The sequence below is a fragment of the Streptococcus symci genome (assembly GCF_006385165.1).
GTDB classification, from domain to species: Bacteria; Bacillota; Bacilli; order Lactobacillales; family Streptococcaceae; genus Streptococcus; species Streptococcus symci.
Genome location: NZ_VFJA01000004.1, coordinates 12397 through 29270 on the forward strand (window position 1 = coordinate 12397; position 16874 = coordinate 29270).

Below are 16874 nucleotides of genomic sequence, written 5' to 3' on the forward strand. Positions count from 1 at the left end.
CTCCTCATTTATACTACTATCGCCAGAGTAAACAGACTCTGACCTCATTTTATCATTTACTCTTTATTTTACGATAATTTTGTGGAATAGTCAAAGGTTAAGGGGGAGAAAGTGACAGGACTTTTATTTCTTTGCTACCCAGCCGATGGTGTCGCTTGGTGGGTTTTCAGTATCAATCCAGATAAATTCAATACCGATTTCCCCATTTTTAAACTTAGTCAAACGAATGCCGTTGATTTCCAGTTCATTGAGTCGTTGACCTGTCAAGACTTCTCGCTCTTTCAACTGGAAAACACCACGTAAAATCCAATTCCCGAGAATTTCTTGCTTATCGGTAGACTGAATAGCCTTCCCAGCTTCTTGATTTATATAGGCATTAATAACATCACCAGAAGATAAAAAGCGTAGTTTAAAAGTTCTTTCTTCCTTAGATAGAGCTAATTTTTTAGTTCCAGGTTCAAAAGTCCCAAATCCAGGACCAAAGAAGTCGGGCCTTTCGTCATGGAAGTTCTTGGAGTCTGGCAGAGGAATGTAAACTTCACTAACTGGACGATAAACCAGCTGTTCAATTTCTTTAATGAGTCTTTCATTACCAGTCTCGTGTACAAAGTTTATCAAATCCTCACGAATCGCCTTCATCTGAGCTTTTTCTTCCTTGCTAGTCCATTTTTTCAAGAGAATTTCCTCTAGTGAGAAAGTCATAAAAGCTAGTTCTTCTGGAGCCAGACTGTCTTTGAATTTATCCCGAATCTTTAAAATCCGTGGCAAGCGATCTTTTTTGGCTAATTTTGAACCGCCGTTAAAGGCATTGAAACCAGAGTTTTCTTCTACATTTCCATGTTTATCTGTAATAACCCAAGATACTGTTTCTAAGACATCGGTTTTATCCTTTTCAGCTATCAGTAAATGAAGGTTTTCAAAGAGCAAAAAAGGATCTTCGATATAATGGACGTCCCAAGTATCTACAATAATGTCTCTATTATTAAAAGTCATGTGGAGTTGGCTATCAGCTGCCGTGTATTTGTAGTGGTGTTGTCCATCCGTAAATCGAAAATTGGTTGGATTGTTTTTGGTAGTTGATCCTTCAATGATCAGATTATCCATATCAACTGGCAAATAAGATGTTTCACCGACAAAAATCTTAGGATTTTCTCCCTTCGGTGTCGGCATCAGAACGTGATATACAGCTTCAACATTGACCGAGTCCGAACTAAATCCCTTGATTTGTGCCTTAGAAGATTCGATTCTCTGATTTCTCAAAGTCGCAATCTTTCGTGCTAACTCTTCATATCGTTGATAATTTTTCTTGTCTGCTGTTTCTTTATCTACTGAGATATCTGCATGGAATTTAATATCACCCAACAAGTCCGTCCAATCTTGAGAATCCTTCTTAAACTGAGCGATTTTTTGGTCTCCAGAATTAATTCCAAAAGACTTGATACCCACTAGGTATTTATGTTTTTCATCCACAACGACAGAGGCATCATAGGAGGTATTGGCGATATCTTCCCCAACGGCATTAAATGCTTTTTGAAAAACAGTCTCCTGAAATTTGGAGTTGACAATAGGAGCAACATAATTCTCTGTTTGTCCCTCATCTTCTGATTCTGCCTTTTGAGAGAAAGCTTGGCTCAAGCTAGCGAAGTTGGTAATTAAGGTTTTGTATTTGTCTTTTTGTTCAGACTTTAGATGTTCCCACATAAGCACCCCTCATTTCTATTCTCAGTATATCAAAAGAAGATTAGTTTTTCACTAACCCTCTTATATATTCGTTAATTAATACTGTAAAATTCGAGATTTCCTCGTTTTTTTACCAATTTTAAATAATCTTCATCTGATAGAAGGGCTAGACCATCATCATAAGACTTGATTTTTTCAAGAGCCTGGTCATAGCTATCTACAAAGTCCTTAACATATGATTGTCCTTCAAATTGTCCATTCATCTTGGTGTAGATAATGGCAATTTTTCCTGAGCGTTCAAGCTGAAATTGCCCCTGACTTTCATTTAAAGCCTTGGCAACATTCTCCGCGATACGTTTAATCACGGGCACAACCACACTGTTTCCAGCCTGCTTGTATAGCTGACCGTTAGAAACTCCTTCTGGGATTTTAAAGGATTTAGGGTATCCTTGAACGTTAAAGGTTTCTTTCGGTGTCAACTTACGAATCTCACCACTGTCTGTCAAAATCAATGGAACGTTATGTCCACCTGTTCCCATATTTGCTGTTAGGGTAGGAACAACACCATTTTTATTTTCACGGACATATTGACGGCGCCACTGGTAGACTGTATCTTGACTTGTCACTTCAAATTTTAACTGGTCGTAGAAATTCTGCTTGCCTTCACGGTAGTAGTAGACCTCGTCTAGCTTATCACCAAAGTTAATCACATCCTGAAGACTCGTAGTCAGCTTGATTTCCTCGGGGAACTCAAACAAGTCATAGGCTTCCTTGGTATCAAAGCCAACAATGTAAATACGCTCACGGTTTTGAGGGATATTTCCATAGTCTTTCCCATTGAGAATCTTCCACTTGATGAAGTAGTTGTTCTCAGTCAAGGCTTCACGAATAACCTTGAAGGTATTGCCATGGTCATGACCGACCATGTTTTTGACGTTTTCAATAAAAATAGCACGAGGTCTGCAGCCCTCAATCATGCGAATCAATTCAAAGAAAAGATCGCCACGATCGTCATCAAAGCCCTTGCGATAACCCGCAATACTAAAGGCCTGACAAGGGAAACCTCCCATAATCACATCCACGCGCTCAGTCGGGATGTCCCCTGGCTGAACAGCGTGAATATCACGACCATCCAAATAGGTATCTGGATGGTTTAACTGATAAGTCTGACGCGCATACTTATCAAATTCATTGGCATACACCACTCTGAACTCGTTGGTTTGTTCAAATCCCAACTCAATTCCCCCAACACCTGAGAAGAAAGCCGCAATGTTGTACTTCTCAGGTCGGTTCGAACTTACAGAATTTGTCATGTAGTAACCTGCTTTCTAAAATATTGACTTTTTAGCTTAGTTTACACAAAAGTGTTTCAATTTCCTAAGCTATAATATCATAAATACTGTACATCCCACAAAATTTATTTATAGAAATTTTACTTAAATTCCGATAAATTAAAAGAACGGCCATTCCAAAATGTGAACTTTCTTCCATTTCTTTCTTCCGTTAATTCAATTAAACATTTCTTTAGATCCTTTTTGTTTATTGCGACAAAATACTTTCTATACTCTTCAAATTGATAAAAATCAGGATTGGAACAAAAAATTAAATGTCTAGCCCATTCTTCTCCTGCACATAATTGAGCCATTATATCGTTTTTTTCCCATTTAAATTTTTTTGACTTCTCTGATTTCAACTCTATAAAAAATATTTCTTTTTTCTTTTCTCGTATCAATATATAATCGCAATCTTTAGGCATAAAATGCCCAAAAGTGTATGGTAAATCTTTTTGTTTTAAATCTTCAATATTTTTTATTAATATAACATCACTATCTCCGCTAATACGGATTGTAACTGAGTAATTCTTATTTGTCTCTGTTAATATAATTTCTCTTTCAGTATTTTGAGAAACATATAGACTATTTATATTATCCAATAGTTTCTGAGAAAGCGTCATTGTCATCCTCCATCTGTTCAATAATATCATAGTAATCATCTATTAACTTCTCTTGAATTCTATCGAAAATAGGAAGTGACTCAATTTTTTGTACGTCTTTTTTACAAAATGTTTCTTTTGTATCATCATATTCAAATAGATTAATTCTACCTGGGACTTCTTTCAATGAAATATTAACAAATTCTCGAACTAAATTATACGAATGAGTCGAAATGATTACTTTGACTCCAAATTCAATACAACGATTTAAAAAAGTTGCCATATTAGCTTGGGAACTAGGATCTAAGTTCATTTCTGGTTCATCAATGAATAAGATATCTCCATTTGACACTAAATGCTCAAAATATATGTCTAACCCATATAAAGATTTTGCAGATGATGATGCTACTTGGAAAGGAATGTTGTTTCTAATATATTTTAATCCACGTTTATCTTTTCTATAGAATTGGCGGAAGAAAATATCATCATTCACTTTTTCGAATTTACCTTTTATAATATTTTCAGAAAGAAAATTATATAAATCCAAATCAGAATTATCAAAAAAGCTATTAATATCAATCATATTTAAATAGTTTAAATAATCAGAAATTGGACGCGGATATTTTGATGATCTTTTATTTATTGAACCCCCATCAAAAATAGAAGAACGAGATGCTAGCAATTCCTTCCTAAAGACATTTAATCCATTTCTTTCGGCAGGTATATAAAGAATATTATTAATTTTGAATAATAATCTTCGAATAGTGAAATAATTTAATATATCTTTTAAATTTCCAATATCAATTTGGGAACTATTAATTTCAGACTCTATAAAATCAAAACTAATATTAAATTTTACATTTTTTTCATCACTTGAAATTTCGGACGTAACCCAAAATAAATGTTTTTGTATAGGAAGAGGGGCTTCGCTTACTTTCTCTTTATCTTTAAAATAAATTAAGTCAATAATATCTAATATTTCTTTACTTGAAATTTTAACAGTTGTATCTTTAAAACTGCTCGATGGAATATTAAAATATTCAGGTAAAACATCTTTATTTATGTTATGTATATTATTAAGTACACTATTTGCTAATTTATTTTTTAGCAAGGATAAATCTAATGTTACTGTTCCATTATCAATTAATTCCTGAGTTACTTCATCTGTTATAAAATTACATCTAACATCATTTATTACGTTCAAAATAGCATATAAACTATAAGTTAAATAGGTCTTTCCACAATTATTGGGACCAATAAAAATCATTCCATCTGATAACTCAATATCTACCTTTTTTATAGGACCTAGATGATTAATTTCCATCTTAATTTCCTCCTTTATTTCACCAACTTCTTCATCTCATCAATACGTGCTACGGTCGCGTCGTATTTGGCTTGGTAGTCGGCTTGTTTGTCGCGTTCTTTCTGGACGACTTCTGGTTTGGCATTAGCTACGAAGCGTTCGTTAGAGAGTTTCTTGCTGACCATATCCAGTTCTTTTTGCCATTTAGCTAGTTCCTTGTCGAGACGAGCGAGTTCTTCTTCGACATTAAGGAGGTCTGCGAGTGGCAAGTAGATTTCTGCTCCTGTGATGACGCTTGACATAGCGAGTTCAGGTGCAGGGATGGTTGAGGCGATTTCCAAGTGTTCTGGATTTGTGAAGCGTTTGATGTAGTTGACATTGCTGTTAAAGAAGGCTTCCAAGTCGCTATCGCTTGTCTTAACAAGGATGGTGATAGGTTTGCTTGGCGCCACGTTTACTTCCGCACGCGCATTACGAACGGCACGGATCAAGTCTTTGAGGCTTTCTACACCTGTGTGAGCAGCAAGATCTTCAAAGGCTGGATTGACAGTTGGGTATTCTGCTGTCACGATAGAGCCTTCTGAGATTTGTCCAAAGATTTCCTCTGTCACGAATGGCATGATTGGGTGAAGGAGACGAAGGATCTTGTCCAAAGTATAAAGGAGAACAGAGCGTGTGATGACTTTCTCTTCTTCATTATCGCTGTAAAGGACTTCCTTAGTCAACTCAACGTACCAGTCCGCAAACTCATCCCAGATGAAATTGTAGAGGATATGTCCAGCGACACCAAACTCAAACTTATCAAAGTTGGCAGTTGCTTTTCCGATAGTTTCATTGAGGTTGTGGAGAATCCAGCGGTCTGTAACGTTGCCAGCTTCCTTGTTAACAACTTTTTCGACATTAGCAGTTGCTTGCTCAAGGGTCAAACCTTCATTGTTCATGAGGATGTAGCGAGAGATGTTCCAGATCTTGTTGATGAAGTTCCATGAAGCATCCATTTTCTCGTAAGAGAAGCGCACGTCTTGCCCTGGTGCAGAACCGTTTGAAAGGAACCAACGAAGGGCATCGGCACCGTATTTCTCAATGACATCCATTGGGTCAATCCCGTTACCAAGAGATTTCGACATCTTGCGTCCTTGCTCGTCACGAATAAGACCGTGGATAAGGACGTTTTGGAATGGCTGACGACCTGTGAATTCCAAGGATTGGAAGATCATACGAGACACCCAGAAGAAGATGATGTCGTAACCTGTTACTAGGGTTGAAGTTGGGAAGTAACGTTTGAAGTCTTCTGAGTCAACATCAGGCCAACCCATGGTTGAGAATGGCCAAAGGGCCGAACTGAACCACGTATCCAAGACATCTTCGTCCTGTGTCCATCCGTCACCTTCTGGCGCTTCTTCGCCGACATACATTTCACCCTCAGCATTGTACCAAGCAGGGATTTGGTGACCCCACCAGAGCTGACGAGAGATAACCCAGTCGTGGACATTTTCCATCCATTGGAGGAAGGTATCGTTGAAACGAGGTGGGTAGAATTCTACCTTATCATCTGTATCTTGGTTAGCAATAGCGTTCTTAGCCAATTGGTCCATCTTGACGAACCATTGCGTAGATAAGCGTGGTTCAACCACTACACCTGTACGCTCTGAGTGACCAACACTGTGGACACGTTTTTCGATTTTAACGAGGGCACCGATTTCCTCCAACTTAGCAACGACTGCTTTACGAGCTTCAAAACGGTCCATGCCTGCAAATTCGAAGGCCAAGTCATTCATGGTTCCGTCGTCGTTCATAACATTGACTTGTGGCAAGTTGTGGCGTTGACCAACCAAGAAGTCGTTTGGATCGTGGGCAGGCGTAATTTTCACGACACCCGTACCAAACTCAGGATCTGCATGCTCATCCCCAACGATTGGGATCAATTTATTGGCGATAGGAAGGACGACGTTTTTACCAATCAAGTCCTTGTAGCGTGGGTCTTCTGGATTGACCGCAACGGCTACGTCCCCAAACATGGTCTCAGGACGAGTAGTTGCCACTTCAAGGGCGCGTGAACCATCTTCCAGCATGTAGTTCATGTGGTAGAATGCACCTTCGACATCCTTGTGAATAACCTCGATATCGGAAAGAGCTGTACGAGCTGCTGGGTCCCAGTTGATAATAAACTCACCACGGTAGATCCAACCTTTCTTGTAAAGGTCCACAAAGACCTTACGAACGGCTTTTGACAAGCCTTCATCAAGAGTGAAACGTTCGCGAGAATAGTCTACAGAGAGACCCATCTTGCCCCATTGTTCCTTGATAGTAGTGGCATATTCGTCTTTCCATTCCCAGACTTTCTCAAGGAATTTTTCACGACCGAGGTCATAACGACTAATGCCCTCACCACGCAAGCGCTCCTCAACCTTAGCTTGAGTGGCAATCCCAGCGTGGTCCATCCCTGGAAGCCAAAGCGTATCAAAACCTTGCATGCGTTTTTGACGGATGATGATATCCTGCAAAGTTGTATCCCAAGCGTGACCAAGGTGGAGTTTCCCAGTTACGTTTGGTGGTGGAATGACGATAGAGTAGGGCTTAGCCTTTTTATCGCCTGAAGGCTTGAAAACATCTTCGTCAAGCCATTTTTGGTAACGACCAGCCTCAACCTCGGCTGGATTGTATTTAGGTGAAAGTTCTTTAGACATGTATTTGTCCTTTCTAGTTAATTTCTAAGCTACTTTGATAAGCATCTAAAATATCAATAGTATCTCTTATAATAGGGCTCTGTGTGGCTTTGTAAAGAGATTTATTCCCAATAATATAAAACTCTTCTTTAGCTCTAGTCGCTGCAACGTTTAAAATATTGGGTTCAGAGACAGCCCAGCGAGCAGCCCCCTCACTCATATTATCTGCTCCAAGCACAAAATATACAATCTTATTTTCTTTTCCTTGGAAAGTATGTACCGTCCCTACATTTATAGGTTTTCCGTTTTCCCGCTTTGTAAAACCGATTTTATCTAGTTCTTTTGCTAGTTGAACCGATACATTTTTAAAAGGAGTAATGACATAAATATCATCAAATTCCTCATGTCTTTTCTGCAACTCTTCTTTCAAATAATCAGCTTGCTCAGGAACAAATTTATCCTTAGCACCTCCACCAACGTCAAACCATTCTCCCAGACCTCGAGTTTCTTCCTTTCCTTGAACCATTAAGTTATCATAAGAAATTTTATTGGAAATACTGAACATCGGATCACTAGAACGACGATGAACCCAGAGAGGAAGTCCTATCCATGTCCCATCTTGTTTTTTAAAACCATATCTACTAGCAGAATCCATCAATTCTTGCGTTGATGATACAAGATATTTAGAGTCTATCTTGTGGTGCTGTGCTAAAAATCCTAAAATATTTTTATCCATAGTCTGTACTGGTTGTATTTGAGAAGGATCTCCAACAGCCATAATATGCTTACTTCTAAAAATAGCCCCCACACTTGCTTGAGGTAATGCCTGACCAGCTTCATCAATGAATACATTACCAATACTATTTTCAGGCAAACACCAAAACATGGAATTAAAGCTTGCAAAAGTTGTACTAATAACTGGAACAGTGAAATTAATCCAATCCCATGCAGTTTTATATAAATCACTAGCATTATCTCTCATTGAATAGTTTTGAGGTCTCTCCCAAATCCATAACGCTTTTTCAAAATGATTTTTATTGTCATATATAAATTGTTTTCTAACTGCAAGTGCTTTAATAAACAAACGACTCTGCTCTTCTCGATAGGCATCATCAAACCAAAAATTTGATACTTGCAGCTCTTCATACGGAACGGAAAAATTCAACTTATTAACTGTACATGTAGCAAGTTCCGATTGTAATTTCAAAATTTTTTCCTGATGACGAATTAATTTATCTTCTTGTTTAGATTTCCATTCATTATACCTCTGTTGCCTTTGACTCAATTGATTTAATTCAAGTTCATGCATTTTTATCTCTTTTTGCAAACCGTGGCAATATTGACTTTCATCATGTACTTTCTCCAGTTCTGCTTTTAGACTTTCATTCGCTTGATTCAATCTCGTAAAATAAGTATCTAATTTCGATGGTGTGAAAAGTCTTTTTAACCATAAGAAACGTGGAGCTTGTAATTTTATCAACTCGACATCTTGTGCTGCTATCTGTTTGTTAACATTTAACATAGAAATAAGATGCTCGCGTTCAGACAGCTCAGTTTCTATTTTCTTTTTACTATTTTCTAATTGAGTATATTTATCCCGTATTTTAGATAGTTCTGAACGTCTTTGAGCATCATCCTGATGAAACTCTACTTCAAACTGCTGGTAATCATTTTTCAATTTTACATGCAATCGAATCTTATCTGCTATCTCTTGCATCTTTTCTCTTTTATCAAACAGCTTCTGATATTGAATTTTAAACTCTTCGTATACTGATGGATTCGATTGAAATTTATCCGAATTCAACTCTTGTCGTATTGCTTTTAAAACATTTTGCAGACGGTCTCTATTCTGTTTTTTTCCACCTTCTATCGAAAATAATCCCCAATGTTTTTTGTCGTTAGAAACATCTTCATCTTCTAACAATAAATCATTACTGATTTCAGCAAAATAATTAATTTTCTTTAATTCATCTAACCAATTTGATTTCTGATAGATTTCTTTTCTTTGGGGTAATTCATTAACAATATTTTTAACAGCACCATTGTTAGAACTTGCAACTACGATTCCTTTTTCTGCAATTTCTTTTGGTAATTTTGCAATAAGATCTAGTTTGTCATGACAAACTAGATTCCCTTTAAGCTTAGGAGCCGATAATTCACTAATAATTCTAGCTTGTTCCGTTACCAAATCTGCAAAAATGTCTTTTAAAAGTGTCGTTTTACCAGTCCCCGGAGGACCATTGACACTTCCTACCTCCTCATCCGCATTTGAAGCTAGATTTACAGCTACTTGTTGCATCATAGAAAGAGGATATATAGGGTTACTAGGAAATCTTCCTAATGGATAATTTTTTGGTTCAAGTATTGTTTCTAAATCTTTGGGATTAAAATAGGATGATTCTTTATTGCTGTCCAGATTGACCCTTACAGAATCGAATCCTGATAAATAACGATTGAGATTTTCATTATAAATTGATTTTGCATATTTCAAATCCTTTAGAAAAAATGAATGTAAATTTATTTCGTCAGCAAAATTCTTAACAAAATAATATCTGCAATCACTTGGTGAAATCTCATACTTTTTGAGAAGTTTACTAAAAACTTCATTGAACTCTCCATCAAGAAAGGCCTGACCTAACTGTTCTCGAAGCTCATTTTCTGCTATTAAGAAATCTTTAGGCAATTCCCTATTTTTGAAAATTTGCCCACTCATAGTTAAAAAAAACTTATCAGCTAAGAACTTCAAATCTTTATCAAAGTATAGAGCAAAAGTAAATTTATAAGAAGCTCTTCCCAATTCTTCCTCCGTCTCCTTTAAATTGTATTTGCCTCTTAACACTTCAATAATTTTTCGAAAAGGGAAAATTCCACAATAAACAGCAATCCCTGAACTAGATTTTAATTTTTGACGTTTTAAAAAATCTTTTAATATTGATTGATAATCATCCCCTTGAAAAATTTTATACTTAGAATCACTTTTTTCAATATTCCCTTCTGATAATTGTTCTACTGTAATCCAAGCATCTAATATTTGATTATGACTACTTCTCATCATGTCTCCTCTTAAAGAATATAAAAACAAGAATATATCTTACTCGTAAAAAAACTCCCCCACTCACTCCTCAGCAAGCCATATATCAGACTGTCACAGCGGTTTCCTTGAACATCTTTACGGTCTCGGATACGAGCTTCGAGGGTAAATCCAAGTTTTTCTGCGACTCGTTGACTTTGGAGATTGTAACCAAAGCAAGTCAGCTCAATCTTATGAAGACCAAGTTCTTTAAAGGCTAAGTCAATCAAGGCAAGCGCTGCTTCTGGTACATAGCCTCGCCCCCAATAGTCTGGGTGCAAGGTGTAGCCAATCTCCAGTACATCGTCTTCGTGCCGATGGTTGAAATCAACAGAGCCGATGACTTTATCGGTTCCTTTGACGACAATTCCGTAGCCAGCTGGGAGATTGTCCTTTTTATTACGTTCAGGAAGGATATGCTCCAGATAATAAATCTCATCTTCCAAGGTCTTGACAGGTGGAAAACCTGCTGGGTAAGAGACTTCCGGACGACTAGCATAGTCAAAGATATCCTCAGCATCCGCCACTGTGCGGACTCGTAGGATAAGTCGCTCCGTTTCGATTCGTTCAGGTAATGTTGCTCTTGTCATCTTTCTTCCTCGCTTTCTTTATGAAGCTCCCCATAGGGTCAACACGGTTATCTAAATAGCGATAAACGCGCTGGTGACCGTCCCCCATAAAGTAAGTCGGTGAAAAACGGTCATTTTTAAAATGCCCTTTCTCATCCAAAAGTTCTGGGTCAACAAGTCTCTCGATAATCTTGGCAAAGATATGACAGATTCCATCTTCCTCGATAATCCGATCTACCTGACAATCCAAAACGACTGGACAGGCCTCTAAAATCGGAGACTGAGTCCATTCAGAAATCTCGTAGTCTAGCCCCAGGTGTTTCAGTTTCTCCCGATGACTGATAAAACCAGCCTGCTCCATATCGAGCATGAGATTTTCATCAGGAATATTTACGGTGAACTTCTGATAGTATTTAATCTGGTCAGCCGCATTTTCCTCAGCGCCAACACCGATGACCAGCCAATCTCCCAGGCTATAAGAGGAGCTACAGGTCGTAATATTGTGTCCAAAATTCTGATCCTGATACCCCAAAATGAAGATAGGAAAACCATAATAGAGTTTACTTGTGTTAAAAGATTGCTTCATGACAACCTCCTTTGACCAAGATACAAAAGAAAAGCCCTGCCATCTACATGACAGGGACGAATGTGTTTATCCGCGGTACCACCCAATTTCGGGCAGAGCCCGCAACTCTCGTCTTTAAAACAAAAAGACAATATTATTTCAATTTTTCATCCATTAGCAACTAGTTTTGACACATTTGTGGACTTCTCAGCGCCGCCACTTTCTGTAAAATGCGGGATTCAAAACACCTCTAATGGCTCTATTGTAGCAAGTTTTTCTCGGAAATGCAAGGCACAAGAAAGATTACTTGAACTTGATGCCATTTTCCTTCAATTTCTTGATGGTAGCTGGGCCAATTCCTTTCAAGGCAAGGAGTTCTTTTTCAGTCCAGTTTTTAAAATCTGAAGCAGACTTGATACCTTCATCATAGAAAGTTTTGGCACGGTCAAGTGGAAGTCCACCCAAGTTTGCTGCAAAATCTTCTACAGAATTGGCTACTTTTTGAGCTTGCTCTTTGGTAGCTTCTACTGCTTGTTCAACTTTTTTAGAAACAGCCTTACTAGCTTGGCTTGCTGACTGCTCTGCACGTTTCACGACTTTCTTTGTCTCTTCTACAACCTTCGTCACAGTACTTGAAAAGGCACCTGCGCGACGGAGGCTATTTCGTAATTGTTTTTTACGATTGAGTTTCTTTGACATGATAAAATCCTTTCAATAAAAAACCCCTGCTCTGACAAGGATTTAATATAAATATTCTATCAAGATTTTAGTAAAAAATCAAGAATCTATCTCGTTTAATAATTCCGCTCACCAAACAAGCCTTCTGGTAAATCATGGAATCCTTTACCTGCCTTGAAATTTTCAAATTTTCCAAGCAAGAACTGATAGGCATCCAAGCGGCTTTCGTAACGAATCATTGCATCTTTGGCACGCTCGTCTTGGTCTTCTTCGTAGACTTTTTGGCTTTCCTTGTGCGCCATATCGTTAATCATAATCTGGGTATTGACCCAAGCTTCAAATTCCTTCATAAATTCTTGTTCGTAACTCATTTTTTCTCCTTATTCTAATCCACGGAAATAGTCCGTATCAATCTCACGGTAGGGCTGAATATCCTGAACGTATTCCAGCACTCCTTGGAATTCTCCGTTTTCATCGTGTACAGCGGCATAGGTGATGTGGACAAACTTGCCTCGCGACTCAGACTTGAACCACATTTCATACTTATCTTTGCTTCCTTCACGAAGCCCCTTCATGATGGTCTTTACCTTATCCAAGTACTTAGGCGGATGGCAAAGTTCAACATTACGCCCGACTTGGGACGGTGTCCGTTTGAAAATCATCTCATCAGCTGGCGTATTGTCATTGTAATACTGGAAAATGTCGTCTTTATTGACAAAAGTAATCTCCATGGGAAGGTGATTGAGGATGAGATTGGCCTGCTCGACTGAAAGATAGCCATTGCCAAAAGCCTGTTGACTATGACGGTCCAGCACTGCTCCCTTTTCCTTAGGGGTAAAGGTAATGGTGAACTGGCCTTCTGGTGTATCTATGACTTGTTGAACCTGGCCTTCTGCCGTATCTAACTGTACAGTCTCCTCTGCAATCTTTTCCTCAACAAAACTCTGTCTTTCTGGCACCCATTTTTCAGACGGACGAATGATGGCATAACCATAGGCGTCGCTCTCCTCTGCAATCTGAAGCCAGTCATCCTGAGTAAAGGACTCAAGGAGAATCATGAGAAGTATGGACTCTTCCTTGAAAATCATACTTTCAAACTCTGTCGCAAAGGCTTCAAAAGCTTCTTTTACAGTGGAAATCGGCACTTCAGGTAGTGACTTGGCTGTCGCTAAAGCTGTTTGAAAGAGTTCCCTAATCTGGTCATCCACTCCCCACATAACTTTAGGAGGTGAGTCGTGTCCATAGCGCTCCATGATTGGAAAGAAGAGCTCTTCCTTACGTTGGTAATGGACATCAAATTGACCCACAAGTCCCATCTGACGGATCAAACCCTTACGCATCTCCGAAAGCATTTCCTCGTCTTCCATAGACTCATAGGTATCTAACAACCTCCGAATGCGAATTAAAGCTGCACGGAGAGCCAGATTTTCTTCCTTGAAGACACGAACTGGGTGGCCTGGATGCTCAGTATCTGCAACTTCGACACCCTTAACAGCATTTTTAAAAAGATTGGCATGGACATCACAGAGTTCCATAACATCTTCAAAGGTGACACCTGAGTCTGAGTTCATCAGCTCGTGCTCCATAAGGGAAATCTCGATGGCCGAAACACCTGTAAAGGTCGCATCAAAGCGCTCCTGAACTGATTCAGGAGAGGCGCCATTGTGCAATTCTAACAAAATATCCCGTAGGATATGAATCCGTTCATCTGCCATTAGTCTAATCCAATCACTTCGTAGCCGTTCGCTTCTAGTGTGCGGACAATCTTGTCCATAGGAGTTCCTTCAAGCTTAGAACCCTGCTTAAGCGATACTTTGCGACCGACTGTGTTGCGCATCAAGGGGTTAGCAAGTGGTTTAAAACCGAGTTCCACTAGGATTTCCAAGACTTCTGGATGCTTGTCCACCACTTCTGCAACAGGAATTGACACATCGATGATATTGTCCATTACGACCTCCATTATCGTTTATAAATGATATTATTTATTTTATTATACCATAAGGAAAGAGATTAAAAAACTAGCAGTGGAGTTCCTGCTAGTTTCTTTCATTTTCAAGTTATTCCTTATCCTCTGGCTTAATGAGCCACCGAGCCGTATCCATTAGCTTATCTGCAATAAAGAGTTTTCCCAGACCGACAACGGCATGGTCATCTTTCTTTATCGTTTTCATTACTTTTACACCTTGCATGGTCAAAAAGTAATTACCATAGATTTTAGCAAAAGCTTTGATAGGGTTCGTCTCACTCACCCTCGATTATTTCAACCTCTTTTCGGATTGTTTCAACATCTTCTTGATATTGAACTTCACTATAGTTTACTAGTTTGGACAACTCTTTTTGTAGCCTTTCACCCATTGTTTTCATAGTTGCAAAGGTTAATCCTCCAGAAATCAAACCACCTAGAATTGGAACTACGATTCCCAATCCTTTTGTCAATCCTCCTTTTGTCAAGTTAACACCGAAAACTTTCAAGACTTTTTCCAAAACAGGATACCAAATCGTCTTTGTAAATGCTTTTTTGTTCACTACATTTATCATTTTTTTAGTTACTATAACACCACTAAAGCGAAGTAGAGCACCTGCACCATCAACCCCTAACATCACACCAAGATACAGTAAAAGTGTTTTTTGGGCTTCTTCACTCAATTCCTCTCGTGAGGACCAAAGATCATCAAAGCCGTATATATAACCTATTTCTTGAGCTAATTTCAGAGAAAAACCGTAAAATTGAGCAACATCAGTGGGAATAGTAATAGCCATGGCAATCCCACCAGGTAAACCTGCCAAAATAGAAGCCCCACTCGCGAGTAATACATTTTCATTAATACAAGCCTTAGCTACTCGGTCCAAGGTTACTTTAGGTAACATAGTAGCCGGACCTTGTTCTATTAACTTATTAAGGTTCTTGTGCCCTAATTCTTTGGAAAACTTTTCAACTAAAAATTTCTCACGGTCAACTTTGACTACAGGCAATTTCACCACTTGTTGTAGCACTTGCATTGCTATATCTTTTTTAGCCATATGTATCTCCATTTTTCATTCATATCAAGTTTTATCATATCATACTATTTGAGATTTACAAATTTTTAAACCGATTTTTATAAGATAAATACATCGTCAAATACCAATTATCTTACTCTGACAACTAAAAAAGAGGGTTGTCCCTCTTCTTTAGTTCTTATCAAAATTGCGTAGCATCTCGTCAATCTTGTTTCCATACTCGATGGATTCATCTTTGACGAAGATCAAATCTGGGAGATATCACTTTTTTATTCATAACGATGCTTAGTTCCTATCATTATAAATCCATAATTTCTTTTTTCTTTCGATCAAATTCTTCCTGAGATAATATACCTGCATCTAAAAGAGATTTTAGTTTTGTAAGGGCTTCGATTTGCTCATCTAATGATAGACTTGGTTTCATGGCTTTTTCATCTAAACTTTGAGCCATATTCATTCCAAATATCATTCCAGCACTATCACCTAGACCATGTTGCTCCACTCCTGATGCAATTTTTTGTTGTGCTGCAATATTAGAAGATTTCTGCGATACATCATCATAAGCTTTTAAATTCATCTTATTTGATGAAAATTGTTTAACCAGTTCCTTAGATTCTGGTGAGAACTCAATATTAGCAATGGCAACTTTTACAATCTCAAATCCAAAACGTTCTTTCCAAGTCCCTGCATACTGTCCATCATTTGATACTTGTTCCGCAAGAACTGCAGCTTGTGAGGGTAATTGTGAAATACGATAAGTTGTTGACAAAGAATTAAGTGCAACAATAAAAGATTGAAGAAATTCTGTCACTATTTGTGATCTAGCTTGAGCGCTATCAAAGGTATAATAAGTCACATTGGGAGGAAGAAAGTTTCTGATAAATTGCTTAGCATCTGTAATTTGGATAGAAAATGTTCCAAAAGCACGTACTTCTAAATCTGTCCCATAAAACAAATCATTATACATGACTGGACCGCGAGTCCCAAATTTAATATCACGAATTTCTCTCAAATTAACAAAACAAATCTGTTTTTGCTGATCACTTTGACCACCGAATCCAACACGATTAACAACATTGTCAAACAGTGACTTTTTCAATCCATCACCGTTAAAAACACTGCTTTCGCCATTTTGGTATTCATATCCACCTGGTTCTGTAATAATTTCCTCGATACCAGACTGACTAAAGATAAAGGCTGCAGTATTTTCTGGAATAAAAATCTTGGATCCGTTCGAAATAATACCTACAGATCCCTGCGTATTGACACCTCTACCATTATTACTTTCTTGAACAATACCTGGACTTACAGCTGTATGTTCATCAAAAGCATGAACTGTGATAATTTCTTTCCACTGATCTGCAAATGTTCCACCAATAGAATCTGTGATTGCTTTTATCAACCCCATTT

15 protein-coding genes and 1 pseudogene are annotated in these 16874 nt (G+C 38.1%); all 16 read right to left on the reverse strand.

The genetic code is table 11. The annotated features are described in order from the left end of the window. Positions 1–123: 123 nt before the first annotated feature. A complete protein-coding gene (locus tag FJN11_RS10735; protein ID WP_181146407.1) occupies positions 124–1701 on the reverse strand; it encodes a hypothetical protein in 1578 nt (525 codons plus the stop codon). A gap of 71 nt (positions 1702–1772) precedes the next feature. Continuing rightward, complete coding sequence (locus FJN11_RS08295; protein WP_140224433.1) at positions 1773–2993, reverse strand: DNA cytosine methyltransferase; 1221 nt, start codon at positions 2991–2993, stop codon at positions 1773–1775. A gap of 119 nt (positions 2994–3112) precedes the next feature. Continuing rightward, positions 3113–3634: a hypothetical protein gene (locus FJN11_RS08300; RefSeq protein WP_140224434.1), complete on the reverse strand. Its 522-nt coding sequence runs from the start codon at positions 3632–3634 to the stop codon at positions 3113–3115. After that, a complete protein-coding gene (locus FJN11_RS08305) occupies positions 3606–4937 on the reverse strand; it encodes an AAA family ATPase (RefSeq protein ID WP_140224435.1) in 1332 nt (443 codons plus the stop codon). Before FJN11_RS08305 ends, FJN11_RS08300 begins: the two co-directional genes overlap by 29 nt. Positions 4938–4951: 14 nt before the next feature. Continuing rightward, a complete protein-coding gene (locus tag FJN11_RS08310; RefSeq protein WP_140224436.1) occupies positions 4952–7603 on the reverse strand; it encodes a valine--tRNA ligase in 2652 nt (883 codons plus the stop codon). A gap of 13 nt (positions 7604–7616) precedes the next feature. Continuing rightward, a complete protein-coding gene (locus tag FJN11_RS08315; protein ID WP_140224437.1) occupies positions 7617–10634 on the reverse strand; it encodes a DEAD/DEAH box helicase in 3018 nt (1005 codons plus the stop codon). Between the two features lie 11 nt (positions 10635–10645). Continuing rightward, positions 10646–11242, reverse strand: a complete 597-nt coding sequence (locus FJN11_RS08320; RefSeq protein WP_140224438.1) for a GNAT family N-acetyltransferase — start codon at positions 11240–11242, stop codon at positions 10646–10648. Next, complete coding sequence (locus tag FJN11_RS08325) at positions 11220–11807, reverse strand: flavin reductase family protein (protein WP_140224439.1); 588 nt, start codon at positions 11805–11807, stop codon at positions 11220–11222. The genes FJN11_RS08320 and FJN11_RS08325 overlap by 23 nt, the downstream gene beginning before the upstream one ends. Before the next feature lie 282 nt (positions 11808–12089). Continuing rightward, complete coding sequence (locus tag FJN11_RS08335; protein WP_042900374.1) at positions 12090–12485, reverse strand: helix-hairpin-helix domain-containing protein; 396 nt, start codon at positions 12483–12485, stop codon at positions 12090–12092. Positions 12486–12580: 95 nt separating this feature from the next. Further along, positions 12581–12835 (reverse strand): DUF1912 family protein, encoded by a 255-nt coding sequence (locus FJN11_RS08340; protein WP_000119707.1) that lies wholly within the window; start codon positions 12833–12835, stop codon positions 12581–12583. A 9-nt stretch (positions 12836–12844) separates the two neighbouring features. Beyond that, a complete protein-coding gene (locus FJN11_RS08345) occupies positions 12845–14179 on the reverse strand; it encodes a DUF438 domain-containing protein (RefSeq protein ID WP_140224440.1) in 1335 nt (444 codons plus the stop codon). Further along, positions 14179–14412, reverse strand: a complete 234-nt coding sequence (locus FJN11_RS08350; RefSeq protein WP_000368739.1) for a DUF1858 domain-containing protein — start codon at positions 14410–14412, stop codon at positions 14179–14181. Before FJN11_RS08350 ends, FJN11_RS08345 begins: the two co-directional genes overlap by 1 nt. 109 nt (positions 14413–14521) lie before the next feature. Next, on the reverse strand, positions 14522–14713 hold the full coding sequence (locus tag FJN11_RS10860; RefSeq protein WP_246039374.1) for a hypothetical protein: 192 nt from the start codon (positions 14711–14713) through the stop codon (positions 14522–14524). Beyond that, positions 14706–15485, reverse strand: coding sequence for a hypothetical protein (locus FJN11_RS08360; protein WP_181146408.1), 780 nt, complete (start codon positions 15483–15485; stop codon positions 14706–14708). The genes FJN11_RS10860 and FJN11_RS08360 overlap by 8 nt, the downstream gene beginning before the upstream one ends. Before the next feature lie 150 nt (positions 15486–15635). Then, positions 15636–15722 (reverse strand): annotated as a pseudogene (locus FJN11_RS08365) (30S ribosome-binding factor RbfA); the annotation flags it as partial. 40 nt (positions 15723–15762) lie between these two features. Continuing rightward, the gene (locus tag FJN11_RS08370) at positions 15763–16872 is read right to left on the reverse strand and encodes an SPFH domain-containing protein (RefSeq protein WP_140224441.1); all 1110 of its coding nucleotides are present in this window, start codon (positions 16870–16872) and stop codon (positions 15763–15765) included. Positions 16873–16874 lie beyond the last annotated feature (2 nt).